This is a genomic window from Agrobacterium sp. LMR679 (assembly GCF_027157905.1).
Taxonomy (GTDB): domain Bacteria; phylum Pseudomonadota; class Alphaproteobacteria; order Rhizobiales; family Rhizobiaceae; genus Agrobacterium; species Agrobacterium leguminum.
Genome location: NZ_JAPVOJ010000001.1, coordinates 933,087 through 950,400, shown reverse-complemented (window position 1 = coordinate 950,400; position 17,314 = coordinate 933,087). Strand labels below are relative to the sequence as shown.

Here is a 17,314-nt window from a genome sequence, read left to right as displayed (position 1 = left end):
AAGATTTGGCCCGCGCGAATTGAGAGGTTGGTTCATGAAAAAAGCAATCATATTCGACTGCGAGTTCCTCTGCCTGGAAGGTTCCCAGCGCAGGTTTTGGTGTGCGGCTCATGATCCCGATCCGGTCATTGCGCAGATTGGCGCCGTCAGGCTTGGGCTGGAGGGCGATTTTCCGCTTCTGGGGACCTATAAGGCCTATATATGTCCGGTCGACCGTCATGGCGGAAGATATGTGATCGATCCGTTCTTCACCCGACTGACGGGGATCACCGGGGAGATCATCGAAACGGAAGGCGTTCCCTTGCAGCAGGCCCTTTCAAGCTTCGACAGTTTCTCGGAAGGTGCCCAATGCTGGTCATGGGGTAAGGACGAACTGAATATGGTGGCGATCAGCTGTTATGTCGCCGGAATACAGCCGCCCATCCCTGCCGGGCGTTTCGACAATGCCGTCAAACTTCTGCTTGCAGCGGCAATGCCGGCGGAGGATCTGGCAAAAACGCCGAGCAACAGGCTGGCCGATTATTACGGCGTCGAGCATCCGCCATTGCAGGGGCACGATGCGCTCGATGATGCGCTTTCGGTTTCCTATACGCTGCAACATCTCCTGAGGGGCGGAAAACTGACGCCGGAAGCGTTCGGCGTTTAGCCGGTGTCAGGCGGAATTGCGCCACTAACCCGGCCGATGTTCGCGAAAGGCGGCGGCGAGCGTGCGTAAGGCCTCCCGGGATCTGCTGTCCGTCAGGGTGGAGAACATGATGATTTCCGTGGAGGGCAGGGGCGGCAGGCCAAAACGCTGGCTGACCTCCACTGTGCCGGGCGGTGCGAGACGGGAGGAGAAGGCGGAAACCGCGAGCCCGGCCGAGACGGCGGCGGTCACCATCGACGATGTGCCGCCAAGAAACACCTCCGTCCACGCAATCGCAGCCGCATCCAGGGCGCGGGTGGCGATGTCACGCACGCCACAGGCGGGCGAGAGCGCCGCCAGCCGCAGGGGTTCACCCTGACGGTGTTCGAATTGCGGGGTTGCATACCAGCCGAAATGTTCCGGCCCGAGCACCTCGCCGTCGCGCCGATCATCCTCGCGCCGGATGATTGCCGCATCGATCTCCCCACGGTCGAAGGCATCAAGCAGGGATCGGGAATGATCCATGCGCACTTCGATCGTAAGCCCGGGGTCGTGGTCGTTGAGGCGTGCAAGCAGGGTCGGAACCTCCGGTCCCGCCACATGGGCGGCAATGCCAAGGCCGAAGCGGCGGCGTGGGGAAGAAAGGCCCGCCAGTGCCCGGTCATGCGCGGCGAGAAACTCGCGGGCGGGCGCCAGAAACACCGCACCCTGCGCTGAAAGCCGCACCGAACGCGGTGTGCGTTCGAGCAGCCGCTGGCCGAGCCTGTCTTCCAGCCGCTTGAGCTTGACGCTGATGGCGCCCTGGGTGGTGCCGAGCGCTTCGGCAGCACGGGTGAAGCTTTGCATATCGGCGATGGTGACAAAGGCCTCGACGGCCTCCACATCCAGCGTGCTCATATCGATTACTCCAATTTGTTGTCTCTGAAATAGCCAATCATCCAATTCAGTTATGGTCAAGCTTTGTCTAGCGTGCCTCCTCCACAGATCGGTTTTCGCATTGCGGGCCGACCCATGAAAGGCTGAAGAATGACCCTTGCCGTTACCGCCCAAGCGGGCAGCAGAAGCGCCATGGCGCTCGCTGCCGTTTGTCTCTCCGCCCTGATGTTCGGACTGGAAATCTCCAGCGTTCCGGCGATCCTGCCAACACTCGAACAGGTGCTGCATGCGGATTTCCGTCAGCTTCAGTGGATCATGAATGCCTATACCATCGGCGTGACGATGGTGCTGATGGCGACGGGGGCGCTGGCAGATCGCTTCGGCCGTAAACGTGTCTTTATCGCCAGTATCGTCGCTTTCGCGCTTTCCTCTCTGGCCTGCGGAATGACGGAAAACGTCTCGGTGCTGATCGGCGCCCGTTTCCTTCAGGGGCTGAGCGGCGGGGCGATGCTGGTGTGCCAGATCGCCATCCTGTCGCATCAGTTTCGCACGGCCCGCGAACGCGGCATGGCGTTCGGCTGGTGGGGCATCGTCTCGGGCGTGGGGCTGGGTTTCGGCCCGATCATCGGCGGCGCCATCGTTGCGCTGTGGAGCTGGGAATGGGTGTTCCTCGTTCACGTCGTGCTTGGCGCGGGAACATGGCTGCTTGCCGCCGGCGGCGTCGGAGAATCCCGCGATCCGGAAGCGGCGCGTCTCGATCTTGCCGGCATGGTCACCCTTTCGGTCGCCGTTTTTTGCCTTGCCTTTTTTATCACGCAGGGACCCGCGCTCGGTTTTGTGAGCCCGGCGGCGCTTCTGATCCTTGGCGTCGCGGCTGCGAGCTTCATTGCCTTCGTGATTGCTGAAAAGCTTAGTTCAAGACCGATGTTCGACTTCTCCGTGTTTCGCATCCGGCCTTTTTCCGGGGCGATCATCGGTTCTGCGGCGATGAATATCAGCTTCTGGCCGTTCATGATCTATCTGCCGATCTGGTTTCAGGCGGGCCTCGGTTATGACAGCGTCACCGCCGGCCTCGGCCTGCTTGCCTATACGCTGCCGGCGCTGGTGATGCCGCCGCTGGCGGAGCGCCTGTCGCTGCGCTACCAGCCGCGCCTCGTCATTCCGGCCGGGCTGTTCACCATTGGCCTCGGTTTCATGCTGATGAAATTGGGAAGCGGCATCGAAAATGCGAACTGGCTCACCATGCTGCCCGGCTGCATCCTCGCCGGTATCGGGCTCGGGCTGACCAATACGCCTGTTACCAACACCACCACGGGAGCGGTTTCCCCCGCCCGTTCCGGCATGGCCTCGGGCATCGACATGAGCGCACGGATGATTTCGCTCGCCATCAACATCCCGATCATGGGCTTTATACTGGTGGAGGGCGTCCGGGCTTCGCTTCGGGCGAATCTGTCGTCCGGTGCGGATGTGCATGAATTGCAGTCGCTGGCGGAAAAGATCGCGGCGGGAACTGCCGGCGCCTCGGCGCAGGGCGTTTCGGAAGAACTCGTCCATCGGGCGCTTGCGGATGGGTTCGGCCTCGTCATGCTCTATGCCGGCATCAGTGTTTGGATGCTCGCCGCCATCAGCTTCACGATCTTTGGCCCGGCGCGAAAGCCTGCCCAAGGTTAGGGCGACGGCTGCAAAGGGAAGGCTATTTCCTTCGCCCAGCAGGACCATGAGCAGCGGTGCGCCGACGAGAGCGGAAACCAGACCGGCGGGCAATTGGTAGGGAAAGGCTGCCATTCGTCCCACCCAGTCGGCAAGCACCATCAGGCAGCCGGCGGCGAGTGCCGCCGCGATGAGATGCGGGCCGGCGCGGCGAAATCCTATTTCACGGGCAAGGTGCGGCCCCATCAGCCCGGCAAAACTCAAGGGGCCGATGATGAGCGTCGCCGCCGCCGTCATGGCGGCCGCGAGAATGAACAGTGCGGCCCGTGCCGAAGCAATATGGACGCCGAGTTCCCGCGCAGCACCCGCGCCGAGCGGCAGCAGGGTAAGCCAGCGATGCGCCAGAATGGCGAAGGTTGCGAAAACCACTGCGCAAACGGCCGCGATCCGGGCGGTGAAATCATCGACGAGATAGGTCGAGCCTCCCATCCACCGAATGATCATCATGGCGCGCGGGTCGCCGCCGGCCGCCAGCACGCCGATCACCGCGTCGAGCATGGCCGTCAGCACCACGCCGGTCAGAAGAACCCGCTCGGGCGTGAAGCCTGACCTGAGGCCGAGCGACAGGATGGCGAAAAGAACCGCGGCGGCGCCGGCGCTCGCAAAACCCAGTTGCAGCATCGGCCCGGAGGCGGTGAAGGCGAAAAGCGCGACGGCCATGCCAAGCGTTGCACCGGCTGAAACGCCAAGCACTTCCGGGCTTGCTATCTCATTGCCGGTCAGGCGCTGGAGAATGGCGCCGGCTGCACCAAGCAGGCTCCCGGCTGCGAAGGCCGCGACGACCCGCGGCCAGCGATAGGGCAGAATTTCGCTCCATTCACCGACAGGCAGCAAACCCCAGCTTCCATCCGGCGCACGGCCGAAAAGAATGGCGGCGGTTACGCCCGCAGCCAGCAGGCCAACGAAAGACAGGACCATGATGGGGGAAAGGCGACGCTGTTTAACGATGCCCGGTGGCGGAGCGGGCAATTCCCTCTGCATGGCTTTCAGGCGGGGCAGCAGAAACAGCACCAGCGGCGCGCCGAACAGGGCCGTCATGGCGCCGGTCGGTATCAGCCCGCCGGTGATATCCGAAAGGCGTTTGACGATTTCGTCCGTCAGAAGCAGCAGCCCTGCGCCGATGAGCGGCGACCAGAGGATTTGCTGGGCGATGCGGCGGGCACCCGCAAGCCGTGCTACGGCGGGCGCGACAAGGCCGACGAAACCGATGACGCCGACGGCGCTGGTGACAAGCGCGGCCAATGCAACCGCGATCGATACCGCAAGAACCCGCAGCCGCACGACGGAAAGGCCGAGCGCTCCGGCGCTGACATCCCCCAGTTCCATCAGCGATAAAGGCCGCATGATCAGCCCGGCAAGCGCGGCCAAGACCAGAATTTTCGGAAAGAGGGTGACGGGAACGGCCCAGCTTTGCAGAGACAGCGACCCCGCACCCCAGATGAACAGGCCGCTCAGATACCGTTCGTTGAGGAGGACGAGAATGGCCGAGGCGGCGGCGCACCAGATGCCGATCATCAGGCCGGCGAGGACGAGCGACAGCGGTGAAAATCCGCGTCTTGCGCCGATGGAAAACACCGCAAGGGCGGCCAATGCGCTGCCCGCCATCGCCACTACATCACGGCTGATGCCTTCCAGGGTGGGAAAGGCGAACATGGTTGCGGCAACGGCAAGATTGGCGCCCGCTGAAATGCCGAGCGTCGAGGGTGAGGCGAGGGGGTTGCGCAAAGCCTGCTGCAACAATGCGCCGGCCAGAGCCAGCGCAGCGCCGGCCAGAAGCGCCGTCACCATGCGCGGCAGGGTGGAATAGAGCAGCATGAGCCGCTCAACATCATATTGCGCACCGCCGCCGCTCAATCGATGCAGATCCGGCCAGATATCGCTGACGGCAAAGATGGCGCCGAGGAGGAAGAGGCTGGCGGCAACACCGGCGGGGGTGAGGAGGCGCAGGAGGACCGGCGGCATCAGGCGTGGCTTTCCAGATGATCGGTCACCAGCCGGGCAAACCGCATGGCTTCCTGCACCATGCCGAACATCAGCACGCCGGGAAGGGTGGAGACCCGGCCCGCCCGGACGAAGGGCAGGTTGCTCCAGAGCGGGCTTTGATCGAGCCGCGAGAGAATGTCGGGCGGCGTCAGCGGTTCGAAGGCGATGAGCCGGGCATCCGCCGAAAGGACGGCCAGCGCCTCCAGCGCGATGGTTTCGAACCCCCAATAATTGGTCTTTTCCGGCCAGGCATTGGCAAGACCGATCTTTTCCATGGCGCCCTGATAAAGACCGGGGCCGCCATAGACCCGCGCATGGCGCTCATCCATGAAATTGATGACGGCGACCGGCGGCGGCCGCAATTTTTCAAGCCGGCGGCGGCAATCGTCAAAGCAGGCTTCGGCCCGTGAGAGGAAATCCTCTCCCCGCTGTTCCCTGTTGAGGGCCGCGGCAAGCTTGCGGGTCGCGGCGTAGGACGCCGTCAGGGCGTCGCTGTCCGGTGTATAGATGGAAAATTCCATCACCGGAGCGATCGACTGTAATTTCGGGGTAAGCGAGGCAAGGAAAGGCGTTGACAGGATGACGTCGGGCTTCAGCCTCGCCAGCACTTCGAAATTGATTTCGGCGGTCAAGCCGAGGTCGGCCACGCCTTCCGGCATGGCAGGCTCCACCATCCATGTGTCCCAGTCGGCGCGCGCGGCGATTGCCGCCGGCGCGGTGCCGAGCGCGAGCAGGGTGGAGGCAAGCCCGTAATCGAGCGAGACGATGCCACCCTTCGGCATCGCCGCTTTCACCCCGCTCTGCCATGGCAGGGTCAGCGCCGTGGCCATCAGCAGCCGGCGAGTGGGCGAATGGTCAGGCATCGTGCGTGTCCCGGTTTTGTCCGCAGGGCAGGGGACAGCTTGCGCCGCATCCGCCAATGGTGGGGATCATGTATCGCAGGCAGCAAACGCGCCTGTTGCCCTTGACCACCATGCCGGACATGGGATTGCGGCTGCCATCCGGCCACAGGGGATCGTCGATCACCGCCCGGCAGGCGCGTGCGAGCGCCGGATCGGCCTGCGCCTCGATTTCCCCGATGATCCAAGACAGATAGACGGCGGCATTGTTCCACAGCAATTTGGGAGCAAGTTTCGCAGCCCTGGCGATGGAGGGGATGAGTGCCGCGAGGTGATCGCGCAAGAGCCCATGCAGATCTTCGGGCGCGGATGCCTTGCCGGCCTGATCGCCGGCATGGGGGAGCAGGAATGCGACCGGCAGGGCGTTTTCCGGATCGATGATCACGCTCAGATCGCCGAGAGCCAGGGGCAGGCGGCGGCCGTGAACGAGACGGCAGACGGTGGGCGTGATGGTCAGCAGGCTGAAATAATAAAGTGTCCAGAGCGATGCCGTGGCTCTCGGGTCGGCGTCCGGATGGGCGGCGTGGTGGCGGGTCATCAAGCCGCAAAAAACATCTTCGCAGGCAAGCTGCCGGCAGGGCAGAACCTCCGCACCGCAGGGCGGTGCAAGCAGGAACTTGTCCGTGCAATAGCTGAAAGAGCCGACGGACGCGAAGTCCGGCAGCCTTTCATGCGCCGATTGCGGGCAGGGCGCCATGGTCTTCGCCATGCGCCCCGCCGCCGGGTTGCCGCCTGCGGTCGCCACGGTTACCAGCGATATTTCAGGGACGCCGTGATGTTCCTGCCCTGACCGAGATAGCAATAACCGTCCGTGCAGGCGACATTGCGGTCGTCGGCGATGTTGCGGACGTTGAAGGAGGCGACGAGGCCGTCATAATCCTTGTCGAGCGCGCCGAAATCGTAGGAAAGAGCGGCGTCGAGATAGATTGCGGCATCGTTCTTCGCGATGTTTTTGGTGCTGGTATAGCTTTCACCGACATAGCGCAGGCCCGCTCCGGCCGAGAGGCCATGGAGAGGCGTATCTTCCTGGAAGGTATAGTTCGCCCAGAGAGAGGCCACATGGGTCGGCACCGAGGAAGGCGTATTGCCGGCATCGTCGCCCGCCGTGATCCTGGAATGGGTGTAGCTATAGGCGGCGATCACATCCCAGCCGGTGGCGATATTGGCCTTCGCCTCCAGTTCGAAGCCCTTGTTGGTCACCTCGCCGAGCGAGCGGAATATCAGGCCGGCGGGATCGATCGCCACGGGCTTGTTCTTTTCCGCCAGATGATAGGCGACCGCCGAAAGCATGATGTCGGTTCCGGGTGGCTGATATTTCACGCCCAGTTCGAACTGTTCGCCTTCGGTGGGCTTCAGCGTTTCGCCGGTGGCGGAAAGCTTGGTAACCGGATCGAAGGAGGTGGCGTAGCTGAAGAAGGGCGAAACGCCGTTGTCAAAGGCATAAAGCGCGCCTGCCTGAACGGTGAAGACGTCCTTCTGCACATCCTCGGTGGCAGCCCCCTGCCGGGTCTGGTCCACCCAGGTCTGCCGTCCGCCGAGGGTGAAACGCCATTTGTCCAGCTCCATCTGGTCGAGGGCGTAAAGCCCGACCTGCCGCAGATCGGCTTCCGACTGATAGGCGCTGTAGGCGGGCGTGGGTCCGGAGAAGCCGTAGCGCGGATTGGCGATATCGAAGTCGAAGGCGGAGCCGCCGGATGCGTAACCATAGGCGAATGAAGATTTCACATTGCTGTAATCGAGGCCGGTCAGCAGCGTATGGGAAACGGGGCCGGTGTCGAAGCTCCATTCAAGCTGGTTGTCGGCCTGGAAGGCCTTCATGTCGTCGCGGATCGCCCAGGGATCGCGATGGGCGACGGTGCCGGTCCAGCTCGATACGCCGAGATAACGGCTGCGCAGATCCATATGCGAATAACGCAGATTCTGCCTGAAGGTCAGGGTATCGTTGAATTCGTGCTCGAAATTATAGCCCACCTGCTGCTGGCGGATTTTCTGATAGTCGTAGTCGGGATCGCTTCCACGCAGCCGCAGGACATTGCCGGCGGGATCGGTCAGTGCCGCGACCGAAGCGTCGGTTTCGGTAGACTGGATGAGCCCGTAAACGGTGAGGCTGGTCTGGTCGGACGGCTTCCAGGTAAAGGACGGCTGAAGGAAATAGCGGTCGTCGGCAATATCGAAATTGGTGTCGCCGGCGCGCGCCAGCCCGACCACGCGGTATGACAGTGTGCCGTCAGCGTCTATCGTGTCGCCGATATCGAAGGCGGCCTGTTTGCGGGTTTCCGTGCCGTAAAGCGCCTCAACCTCGCGAATGCGCGTGCCATTTGCGAGCTTCGACGTCTTGTTGACGATGCCGGCGGGTGTGCCTGCGCCATAAAGAACGGAGATCGGGCCACGGACGATTTCCACACGCTCCAGCGAATAGGGATCGGTGCGGAACATGCCGTAGTTCAAATAGGGCTGACGCAGTCCGTCCTTGTAATCGCCCATGGTGGTGGCGTCGTAACCGCGAATATAGATCTGGTCGAAGCGCGGGTCGAAGCCGGCGGCGGTGCCGGTGGTGACGCCGGCGGAGTAGCGCACGGCCTCGATGATGTCCTGCACGCCGCGCTGCTGCATTTCCTTTTTGGTGACGACCGCAACCGAGCGGGGCGTCTCGATGAGCGGCGTATCGAGCTTGGTGGCGCCGGAGCTGTTCTTGGCCGCCACGGTGGCGTTGTCACCACCGCCCCTGTTGCCTGTCAGTTCGATGGGCTGGAGCAGGGTGGAGCCCGCAACCGGCGCTGCTGCGGCGCGGGGGTTGCTGAGCCGCACGGTGTTGGCGCTGGTGAAGGTGTAGGAAAGGCCGGTGCCGGCAAGCAGGCGCGTGAGGGCATCCTTGCGGCTGAACGCGCCTGTGACACCCGCCGTCCTCACCGTCGCCGGAATTTCGCCGTTGAACACGACATCGACACCGGTGATGGAGGAATAACGCACCAGCGCGCTCGAGAGCGGCTGCGGCGCGATTGAAAATTGCAGCGCGCTTGCCTGCGTCGCCGTCTGTGCGGCCGCCGGCAGAGGGCCGATCAGGGCAAGGCCGGCGACGGTGGCGAGAAGCAGTATACGAAATGATCCGGTTGCTGAATGACGGTGGCTGAAATGATTTTTACGCTTAGACACGGTAATATACCTTCCCCTGCTCCTGTTGCCGCAATGACGGCCTCAAAACACGAGTACGATTCCGTTTGCGCAAAACCTCGGTCCCCGGACAAAATTTTTTTAAGCGCGTGTGCAGGCGATGCCCCTGGAGTGTTTTCGCATTTCCAGACGGAGAACCGCGCGCCGCTTTTCCTGCAAGTGCTCTAGCGCTGGCGGATGACCGACAGCCAGGGGGAGTAATCGGTGACCGTGACGGGCAGGCCTTCTTCGAGGATCTGCCCGATCTTTTCCCGGCGTCTGACATCGACGATCATCGTCACCGGCTGTCTGCCGAGCGCATCGCCCAGAACGATCATGCGGCCGCGACGCCATTGCTCCAGTCGCGCGACGACCTCTTTCAAGGGCGTTGAGATGAAGACCAGCTTGCCCTGCCGCCAGGCAAGCCGCGTTTCGATATCGGTTGCTTCGGGTCGCGAGAGAACACCGTCCCGGTAGGAGATGCTGTAACCGGCCTCCACCGCCTGCCGCGACTGTCTGGCGGCGACCTCGACGGCATGTTCGGCCACCGAAACCGAGACGGAGGAACCCGCGCGACAGACGGAAAAGGCGGTGCCGAGCGCCGTGGTCACCAGGTCTTCCGTAATCACGGAAAATGGCCGGTTGCGATCCGGCGCAACCCGGAAGAACGCCTCACCCGACAGCAGCGTGATCTGCCGCCGTTGCGGGGTGAAATTCACGGAAATGGCGCTCGATGTGGAAAGCTCGACGGTCGAGCCGTCGGAAAGTGCGATGCTGCGGGTCTCGCCAATCGCGGTTTCATAGTCACCCGCCGGGCGTGTCGCCTGCCACGCCGCGGCTCCGACACCGCCGATCAGCAGAAGTCCCGCCGCGCCGTTTTTCAGCAGCCGACGGCGGCCAAGCGGCTGAGCCTGGGCAAGCTGCGGCGCCATGCCGGCGCCGAGCCATATGCGTTCGATATCGGCATAGGCGCGTGCATGTCGCTCATCCGCCTCGATCCAGCGCCGGAATTCGCTTTCGTCGGCTGCGGTGGCGCCGGGTTCCAGAAAATGCGCAAACCAGCTTGCCGCCGCATGCGCTATTGCCGCTTCGTCACCCTGGGCTGCGGTTTCGCGGCCGGCCGGCGTCTCCGCGGTCGCATCCTTGCCCGCGGCCACCTTCATCTCTCGCCCGGCGGCGTCATGCCGGACTTCAGCTTTTCAAGAGCGGTGACCATATGGCCGAAAGCGGTTTTCGGCGAAATATGCAGCCGCTGGCCGATTTCCACGAAGGTCAGGCCTTCGATGCGCGAAAGCAGAAACACGTCCCGGCATCGCGGCGGCAGGGCATCGACGAGCATTTGCAGGCGTTCCAGCTCCTGCCGCCCGATCATGCAGGTTTCCTGCGTGGGCGAGGGGTCGGCGACGAAAGCAAGATGTTCGATGCCGGTAAAGACCGGGGCGATACGCTTGCGCCGCTCATGGTCTATGGCAAGGTTTCTGCCGGTGATGATGACATAACCGCAAAGATCGCCGGTGAGGCCAAGCAGCTTCCGCCGCTCCCACAATCGCAGGAACGTGTCCTGCACGAGATCGAAGGTGGTCGCGTGGCAACGCACGCGGTGATAGATCGCCGCGGCAAGCTTGCTCTTCACATTCAAAAACGCGTCCAGAAGATCCGGGCTGTCAATTTGCTGCATGGTCTCTGGATAACACCGGCCATCCGCGCGCAGCAAGACGGCCGAGCCGATAAAGATGATTTTTTTTATCATATTTATTAGCTGTAACTTTCGCACCACGACGCGGCGCGAAAATATGGGATGGGCGGAGCCTCCCGACCCTTCCCCGCAAGACTTTCTCCGCGATATCGCTAGGCGCTTTCGGTTGCCTTACCCTCGCGGAAGCGTTCGCCGAGGTTGAAAAAAGACAATTTCATGTGGCTGCGCTTGTCTCTCCCCTCAAGGCTGGAGAATGGCACTTTGAAACCGAATGCCTTGTCCGGTTCGCCGGAGCGTTCCCGCCAGAAGGCGTCGATGTCTGAAACCATCATTTTTTGCCGCCGGGCGCGACGGTAGCGAATGGGGTGTCTGGATTGGGCGACAGCGAAGTAGCTGAGCGCACCCTCGCAGGCGAGACCTTGCAGAACCATCAGCGCTGCTTCCTTGGGGCGAAGTCCCGAGAGATCGCGCGTCACCGACACCATTTGCTCTTTTGCGGCGCGCGGACCCTGCATGCCTCCAACGACAATCGTGTGGTGCTGCGTTTCGCATCCTTCGAGAAAAGTAAAAGTCGCCGTCCACAAAACGGCGTTGTCATGGTCGCGCACGAGCCTGACAGCCAAAGCGCCCTCGTGCCGGCCGCCGCAACGATCCGCCAACGCCAGGATGCACCGATATTCATCGTTCCGGCCGCGAACGGTGCCCATGTCCATGGTTTTTCCCGCCCATAGCCCGGCCGTGGTGCTTCTGGGAAAATGCCGGTCCGCAATTGCGAAATTGTCCATGAGAAAAGCCAGCCGTCTCTTCCGGGAAACTTTATTGATCAGGAATTTCGACAGCGGTTTTTGGAGAAGGTCGTCATGCGGGAGCGGTAATTCTCGCTCCGCTGAAAACCGGACCAGAAACCACCACCACCGAAAGGTGACCAATGGATTGGCTGCAAAACGCATCCAGAAAAGGACTGCCCGCTTCCAGTGGGCACGTCCGGCAAAGGTCATAATTCTCCGGAACAGCAAAAAATGAGGTGTTTCCGAAACCGTCTGGACCACCTCATCGGTGACCGGGCGTTTCTCTGCCAGAACGGCAGCATCTTGAATGCGCGACATACACGGGCTTCCGGCAGAAATTGAGCGTTCAGCCGGGGCATGCGCCGGAATTGTCGAGATTCTGTCGAGAAACAGCCTGTCTTCAATGAAGACCGGTTCGTTGCCGCAACGGATTGCCCGCGGAAATCTTTCAGGGCGTTCGCGCGAAGAGAACCGTTACGATGGTTCCGCCGTCTGGTCGTGTCTTTATCTGCAGATCGCTGTCATGCGCCCGTGCGATTGCGCGGGCAATCGACAGGCCGAGCCCCGTGCCACCGGTTTTGCGCGCGCGTGACGGTTCCATGCGCCAGAAGAGTTCGATACCGTGTGCCTCGACGCCGGGGGGGAAAGCCCGGTCCCTTGTCCTCGATCGTGACGAAGGGCCGCCCGTCCTGAAGCCCGGTCGAACAGCGCAGAAACTTGCCGCTCGCGGCATAGCGGCGCACATTGTCGATCAGGATCAGCAATAGCTGCCGAAGACGTTGGCGGTCGCCGCAAATGGGAGCGGGCTCCAGCGACATATCGATATCGATGCCGGCCTCATCCATCAGCGGCCGCGCCGCTTCAGCCACGGCCGCGCATTCGGCGGCAAGATCGAGCGGCTGCGTGTCTTTGACGAGGCTGTTGGTTTCCGCCAGGGAAAGTGTGCGCAAATCATCGACAAGACGCGCGAGTCCTTCCACATGGACGATGAGGTGGCGAATGGCTTGCTTGTCGAGGGGAAAGACATCATCCGCGATGCCGTGCAAACGGCCCTGGAGGATCGTCAGCGGTGTGCGCAATTCATGGGCCACCGCCATCGTGTTGAACTTCAGCCGGCGCTCCATCATCTGAAGTTCCCGCGTCAGACTCTCGAAACTGTCGACCAGAAATGCGACTTCGGCGATGGGGTTCGCCTTGATCTTTGCACCTCCGCTGAAATCGCCGGTCGCCATGCGCCGCGCCGCGTCTGCAAGTTCGCCGAGAGGTGCTGCAATGCGCCGCGAGATGAAATAACCGAGCAGGCTGCACAGAAGGACAGCGAGCAATCCGAAGAGGAATACCGATTTGATAAGCTCGTTATCCGCCTCATCCTCCAGGCCCGGCAAAACCTCGATAAGGGCCTGAAGCTGGCGCTGATCCGGCATCACGCCCCGGTCGATATCCGAGAAGGCCTTGGAGGCATCGGGCGACAGCTGGGCGATGATGCGCTCTTCAATATTGTCCGCATACCAGGAAACGCCGAAATAGACCAACGCGACGGCAAAGATGAGCATCGTGGTGATCGTGATCGCCGTCATCGTGCGCAGGCGCAGTCGCCAGAGTTTCATGGTTTCTGCTCCCCGGCCAGCCGATAACCGACGCTGCGCACCGAGACCAGATAACCGCAGGCGCCATGATCCGCCAATTTCTTGCGCAGATTGGCGATGTGCGTGTCGATGGTGCGCGCCAGCGCATCGCTTTCCGGCAGGCAGGCATCCAGAATATCGGCGCGCTGAAAGGCGTGGGTCGGGCGGCGCGTCATATGGGCGAGTATCCTGAACTCGCTCAGCGTCAGGGGTAGAACGGTCCGTCCCCTATCGCCGCAAACGGCCGCGACGTAGGCTTCGGTGTCTACTTCAATGGCCCCGAAGCGCAAGACCCCACCGGCGGCGGGCTGTCGCGTGCGTTTCAGCACGGCATTCACCCGCGCGATCAATTCGTGGGGGTTGAAAGGTTTGACGATGTAATCGTCCGCGCCGAGGCGAAGGCCGGTCAGCTTGTCCATATCCTCCGCAAGGGAGGTGACCATGATGACAGGCGTATCCCGTTCCCGCCGGATGCGGTTCAACACCTCGATGCCATCGAACTTCGGCAGACGAATGTCGAGCAGAACCAGATCCGGTCTCAGCATGGAGAAATGCGTCAACGCTATTTCTCCATCGCTCGCCCTGACGGTTCTGTACCCTTCGCGAATGAGATAGGCGTCCAGAATTTGAATAATATCGGGGTCGTCTTCGACGATCAGAATAAGTCCTTTGTCCATACTCGATCCGCAAATCTGCTTCTGTAAGCCGTGGTAACGCCGGGACGCTAAGCGGATGCGAAACATCGGGCAAGAGCCTCCGTCCCCGAATAAACACTATCGGTGCCGCTTTCCTTGCAGTCTTGTCTCTTTCTCCGCAAAGCCTTGACATTTCTGCGGAAGAGAACTGGCCATGCACCAGCCTCTCGCCAGTAAAACCGACCGGAAAAAGCGGAATTGGACCCAGAGGTCGAAATTTCGCGCAGGCGCCATCCATGTCGCCCGTCAGGCTTTTTTGCGTGCCTCCGGCAGTTCCTCCCTGCTGGCCCTTCTGGTCGCTCTTGCGATGATGATCGTCTTCACGATCAGGTCGGATATCGATCTTGAGGTGAGCCGGCAATTCTGGACGGACCGTTTCCACCTTGGCGAGGATGAGTTCCTGATTTTCGTCCGAGATCTGAACCGCATGCTTCCGCCGGTCTTATTGTCCGGGCTGGTGTGCATGCTTGTCCTCATGCCATTTTCTGGCGGCCTGCCCCGGGTTTTTCCACCGCACAAGCTGCTGCTTATTGGCGTCTTTTTTGCTCTGGGACCGGGCGCCTCGGTTCATATACTGAAAAATGCGTTTGGCAGGGCAAGGCCGCGCCATCTTGGCGAGTTCGGGGGAGACCTGTTGTTTACACCGGTTCTTTCCCTTGACGGTGGCTGCGCCCGAAATTGCTCTTTTCCTTCCGGTGAAAGCGCTTCCGCAGCCGCCCTTCTGGCCTTCACCATTCTCCTGCCAGAGAAATTTCGCCTGATCGGCATCGCGATACTGGCGCCATTTGTCGTGATTGTCTCCCTGAACAGGGTGGCAATGGGCGCTCACTTCCTCTCCGATGTCCTGATTGCATGGCCCTTGATGCTCGCAGTGTTTCTTCTGCTCCAGCGGCCGTTCATGAACAACCGGCAGGCGATAGACGCCGCCTTCTCGCGCAGGGTCGACGGGACGCGGCCCGCCGCGGAAACAAGGCCATTTGCGGAACAATAAGGCTGCGGGGAATCCCCTCCGCCCAATATCAAAAAGGGCAGCGGAAAGCCGCTGCCCTTGCTGTTTCCTGCCGGGCGACCGGAGGCCTTATTTCACCTGGGCGACGACCAGCTTGCCGTCGGCGCGTTCGGCGACGAACTCGATATTGGCGCCTTCCTTGAGCTTGGCGAGGATCGCATCGTCCTTGACGCGGAACACCATCGTCATGGCCGGCATGTCGAGGTTCTTCAGTTCTTCATGGATGATGGTGACCTTCCTGGCTGCGGCATCGACCTTCTTTACCGTTCCCTTGGTGAATTCCTCTGCGAATGCGCTGAGGGGAGCGGTGAGCAGGAGTGCTGCTGCGACGGTGATTTTAACGATGGTCTTCATGGTCAGATTCCTTTGTTGCCGGGTTACTTTGCAGAAACTTTGAGATCGCCGCGCATGCCGGCCTCGTAATGTCCGGGTTTCAGGCAGGCGAATTCGAACATGCCGTCATTGGTGAATTTCCAGATGATTTCGCCGCTTTCGCCGGGCGCGAGGCTGATCGCGTTCGGATTGTCGTGCTCCATCTCCGGAGCCTTCTCCATGGCGGCCTTGTGCTCCAGATTGGCCTTCTGTTCGTCGAGAATGAATTCATGGTCCAGTTCACCGACATTCTTCACGACAAAGCGAACCGTCTTGCCCTTCTTGAAGTCGAACTTGGCGGGAGTGAAGAGCATCTTGCCGTCAGGCGTTTCCTTCATCGTCACCTGAATGGTCTGGGTCACCTTGGCCTTGTCGCCCGGTTCGCCGATCGCCATTGCTTCATGGCCGCCGCCGTGGGTGCCCGAGGCAAGGGCGGGTGTGGCGAGAGCGGCAAGAAGCAGTGCAAGTTTCAGTTTGGTCATTCCATATTTCCTTGATTTTGGTGGGGGTTCTTGTGGGGTTGGGTCTGCACGATCAGCCGTGTTTCATCGGTTTCGGCGTGATCTGCGTTTTGGGGTCATTGGTCTTGGTCGTATCCGGCAACTCGCCGGTCCATTCCCAGGCCTGGGTTCCGGGCGGGTTTTCGTACCAGCCGGGATCTGAGTAATCGCCCGCGGAGATGCCTTCGCGGACCTTCACCACGGAGAACATGCCGCCCATCTCGATGGGGCCGTGCGGACCCCAACCCGTCATCATGGGCACGGTATTCTCAGGGATTTCCATTTCCATCGCGCCCATATCGGCCATGCCGGCGGTGCCCATCGGCATATATTCCGGCCGCACCTTGCGGATTTTCTCTGCGACGGTCTTCTTGTCGACGCCGATGAAGGTCGGGACGTCATGTCCCATCGCATTCATCGTGTGGTGCGACTTGTGGCAATGGATCGCCCAGTCGCCGACATATTTGGCGTCGAATTCATAGGCCCGCATCGCACCCACGGGGATGTCGATGCTCACCTCCGGCCAGCGCGCCTCGGGCCGCACCCAGCCGCCGTCCGTGCAGGTCACTTCGAAATCGTAACCGTGCATGTGGATCGGATGGTTGGTCATGGTGAGGTTGCCGACGCGCACGCGCACCCGGTCGTCCCTGGAAACCACCAGCGGATCGATGCCCGGAAACACCCGGCTGTTCCATGACCACAGATTGAAGTCGGTCATGGTCATGATCTTCGGCACATAGGAGCCGGGATCGATGTCGAAGGCGTTGATGAGGAACACGAAGTCGCGGTCCACCGGCATGAAGGCCGGGTCCTTCGGATGGATCACGAAGAAGCCCATCATGCCCATCGCCATCTGCACCATCTCGTCCGAATGCGGGTGGTACATGAAGGTGCCGGATTTCACGAGGTCGAACTCGTAGACGAAGGTTTTGCCAACCGGGATATGCGGTTGCGACAACCCGCCCACACCATCCATGCCGGACGGCAGGATCATGCCGTGCCAGTGGATCGTCGTATGTTCCGGCAGCTTGTTGGTGACGAAAATACGCACCCGGTCGCCTTCGACGGCCTCGATGGTCGGACCGGGCGACTGGCCGTTATAACCCCAGAGGCGGGCGGTCATGCCCTCCGCCATTTCGCGTTCCACCGGCTCGGCGACAAGATGGAATTCCTTGACGCCGTTGTTCATCCGGAAGGGCAGGGTCCAGCCGTTGAGGGTGACGACGGGGTTGTAATCCGGGCCGGTGGTGGGCTTGACCGGGGCCTGGGTCGCAGCCGTTTCCATCACTGCCGCTTCCGGCAGGCTGGTGTTGGATGTTTTCGCCCAAGCCGCCGAGGAGACCATTGCAGCGCCGACACCCAGAAAGTTTCTTCTGTTAAACATGG

The 17,314-nt window shown here is 61.6% G+C and carries 14 protein-coding genes and 2 pseudogenes; 3 read left to right on the top strand and 13 right to left on the bottom strand.

The window, feature by feature from the left end:
- Positions 1–34 precede the first annotated feature (34 nt).
- A complete protein-coding gene (locus O3W47_RS04445; protein WP_137453461.1) occupies positions 35–646 on the top strand; it encodes a 3'-5' exonuclease in 612 nt (203 codons plus the stop codon).
- 24 nt (positions 647–670) lie between these two features.
- On the opposite strand, the gene O3W47_RS04440 is transcribed toward O3W47_RS04445, so the two are convergent.
- Positions 671–1,522: a LysR family transcriptional regulator gene (locus O3W47_RS04440; RefSeq protein WP_162936893.1), complete on the bottom strand. Its 852-nt coding sequence runs from the start codon at positions 1,520–1,522 to the stop codon at positions 671–673.
- Positions 1,523–1,651: 129 nt separating this feature from the next.
- On the opposite strand from O3W47_RS04440, the gene O3W47_RS04435 reads away from it, so the two are divergent.
- Positions 1,652–3,172: an MFS transporter gene (locus O3W47_RS04435; protein ID WP_269313088.1), complete on the top strand. Its 1,521-nt coding sequence runs from the start codon at positions 1,652–1,654 to the stop codon at positions 3,170–3,172.
- 36 nt (positions 3,173–3,208) lie between these two features.
- Here the strand turns inward: O3W47_RS04435 and fhuB are convergent.
- The 9 genes and pseudogenes from fhuB to O3W47_RS04385 all read right to left on the bottom strand — a co-directional run.
- Positions 3,209–5,173, bottom strand: a pseudogene (fhuB, locus tag O3W47_RS04430) (Fe(3+)-hydroxamate ABC transporter permease FhuB); the annotation flags it as partial.
- A complete protein-coding gene (locus O3W47_RS04425; RefSeq protein WP_269313087.1) occupies positions 5,173–6,057 on the bottom strand; it encodes an iron-siderophore ABC transporter substrate-binding protein in 885 nt (294 codons plus the stop codon). The gene O3W47_RS04425 and the pseudogene fhuB, both read right to left, overlap by 1 nt.
- The gene (fhuF, locus tag O3W47_RS04420) at positions 6,050–6,802 is read right to left on the bottom strand and encodes a siderophore-iron reductase FhuF (protein ID WP_269313086.1); all 753 of its coding nucleotides are present in this window, start codon (positions 6,800–6,802) and stop codon (positions 6,050–6,052) included. Before fhuF ends, O3W47_RS04425 begins: the two co-directional genes overlap by 8 nt.
- Positions 6,803–6,840: 38 nt before the next feature.
- Positions 6,841–9,246: a TonB-dependent siderophore receptor gene (locus tag O3W47_RS04415; protein ID WP_269313085.1), complete on the bottom strand. Its 2,406-nt coding sequence runs from the start codon at positions 9,244–9,246 to the stop codon at positions 6,841–6,843.
- Between the two features lie 182 nt (positions 9,247–9,428).
- Positions 9,429–10,406, bottom strand: coding sequence for a FecR family protein (locus O3W47_RS04410; protein WP_269313084.1), 978 nt, complete (start codon positions 10,404–10,406; stop codon positions 9,429–9,431).
- Complete coding sequence (locus O3W47_RS04405; protein ID WP_236774692.1) at positions 10,403–10,921, bottom strand: RNA polymerase sigma factor; 519 nt, start codon at positions 10,919–10,921, stop codon at positions 10,403–10,405. The genes O3W47_RS04410 and O3W47_RS04405 overlap by 4 nt, the downstream gene beginning before the upstream one ends.
- A gap of 170 nt (positions 10,922–11,091) precedes the next feature.
- Positions 11,092–12,045, bottom strand: a complete 954-nt coding sequence (locus O3W47_RS04400; RefSeq protein ID WP_269313083.1) for a DUF535 family protein — start codon at positions 12,043–12,045, stop codon at positions 11,092–11,094.
- A 130-nt stretch (positions 12,046–12,175) separates the two neighbouring features.
- Positions 12,176–13,334: pseudogene (locus tag O3W47_RS04390) on the bottom strand (ATP-binding protein).
- A complete protein-coding gene (locus O3W47_RS04385) occupies positions 13,331–14,029 on the bottom strand; it encodes a response regulator (RefSeq protein ID WP_137453453.1) in 699 nt (232 codons plus the stop codon). The pseudogene O3W47_RS04390 and the gene O3W47_RS04385 overlap by 4 nt, the downstream one beginning before the upstream one ends.
- Positions 14,030–14,201: 172 nt before the next feature.
- Between O3W47_RS04385 and O3W47_RS04380 the strand changes: the two genes are divergently transcribed.
- Complete coding sequence (locus tag O3W47_RS04380) at positions 14,202–15,038, top strand: phosphatase PAP2 family protein (RefSeq protein ID WP_137453452.1); 837 nt, start codon at positions 14,202–14,204, stop codon at positions 15,036–15,038.
- An 87-nt stretch (positions 15,039–15,125) separates the two neighbouring features.
- On the opposite strand, the gene O3W47_RS04375 is transcribed toward O3W47_RS04380, so the two are convergent.
- The 3 genes from O3W47_RS04375 to O3W47_RS04365 are packed head-to-tail and all read right to left on the bottom strand — an operon-like array spanning position 15,126 to position 17,312.
- Positions 15,126–15,410 carry a copper-binding protein gene (locus O3W47_RS04375; protein WP_080819831.1) on the bottom strand — a complete coding sequence of 95 codons (285 nt, stop codon included), beginning with the start codon at positions 15,408–15,410 and terminating at the stop codon, positions 15,126–15,128.
- A 23-nt stretch (positions 15,411–15,433) separates the two neighbouring features.
- Entirely contained in the window at positions 15,434–15,910 is a 477-nt protein-coding gene (locus O3W47_RS04370) for a cupredoxin domain-containing protein (RefSeq protein ID WP_137453451.1), read from the bottom strand.
- Between the two features lie 52 nt (positions 15,911–15,962).
- Positions 15,963–17,312, bottom strand: a complete 1,350-nt coding sequence (locus tag O3W47_RS04365; RefSeq protein WP_080819835.1) for a multicopper oxidase family protein — start codon at positions 17,310–17,312, stop codon at positions 15,963–15,965.
- Between the last annotated feature and the right edge of the window lie 2 nt (positions 17,313–17,314).

Excerpts from the sequence above, each read along its gene's own strand:
- O3W47_RS04410 (WP_269313084.1), bottom strand. The coding sequence starts at position 10,406 with ATGAAGGTGGCCGCGGGCAAGGATGCGACCGCGGAGACGCCGGCCGGC.
- O3W47_RS04400 (WP_269313083.1), bottom strand. The coding sequence starts at position 12,045 with ATGTCGCGCATTCAAGATGCTGCCGTTCTGGCAGAGAAACGCCCGGTC.
- O3W47_RS04365 (WP_080819835.1), bottom strand. The coding sequence starts at position 17,312 with ATGTTTAACAGAAGAAACTTTCTGGGTGTCGGCGCTGCAATGGTCTCC.
- O3W47_RS04380 (WP_137453452.1), top strand. The coding sequence starts at position 14,202 with ATGCACCAGCCTCTCGCCAGTAAAACCGACCGGAAAAAGCGGAATTGG.
- fhuF (WP_269313086.1), bottom strand. The coding sequence starts at position 6,802 with ATGGCGAAGACCATGGCGCCCTGCCCGCAATCGGCGCATGAAAGGCTG.
- O3W47_RS04425 (WP_269313087.1), bottom strand. The coding sequence starts at position 6,057 with ATGCCTGACCATTCGCCCACTCGCCGGCTGCTGATGGCCACGGCGCTG.
- O3W47_RS04385 (WP_137453453.1), bottom strand. The coding sequence starts at position 14,029 with ATGGACAAAGGACTTATTCTGATCGTCGAAGACGACCCCGATATTATT.
- O3W47_RS04405 (WP_236774692.1), bottom strand. The coding sequence starts at position 10,921 with ATGCAGCAAATTGACAGCCCGGATCTTCTGGACGCGTTTTTGAATGTG.
- O3W47_RS04440 (WP_162936893.1), bottom strand. The coding sequence starts at position 1,522 with ATGAGCACGCTGGATGTGGAGGCCGTCGAGGCCTTTGTCACCATCGCC.
- O3W47_RS04435 (WP_269313088.1), top strand. The coding sequence starts at position 1,652 with ATGACCCTTGCCGTTACCGCCCAAGCGGGCAGCAGAAGCGCCATGGCG.
- O3W47_RS04375 (WP_080819831.1), bottom strand. The coding sequence starts at position 15,410 with ATGAAGACCATCGTTAAAATCACCGTCGCAGCAGCACTCCTGCTCACC.
- O3W47_RS04370 (WP_137453451.1), bottom strand. The coding sequence starts at position 15,910 with ATGACCAAACTGAAACTTGCACTGCTTCTTGCCGCTCTCGCCACACCC.
- O3W47_RS04445 (WP_137453461.1), top strand. The coding sequence starts at position 35 with ATGAAAAAAGCAATCATATTCGACTGCGAGTTCCTCTGCCTGGAAGGT.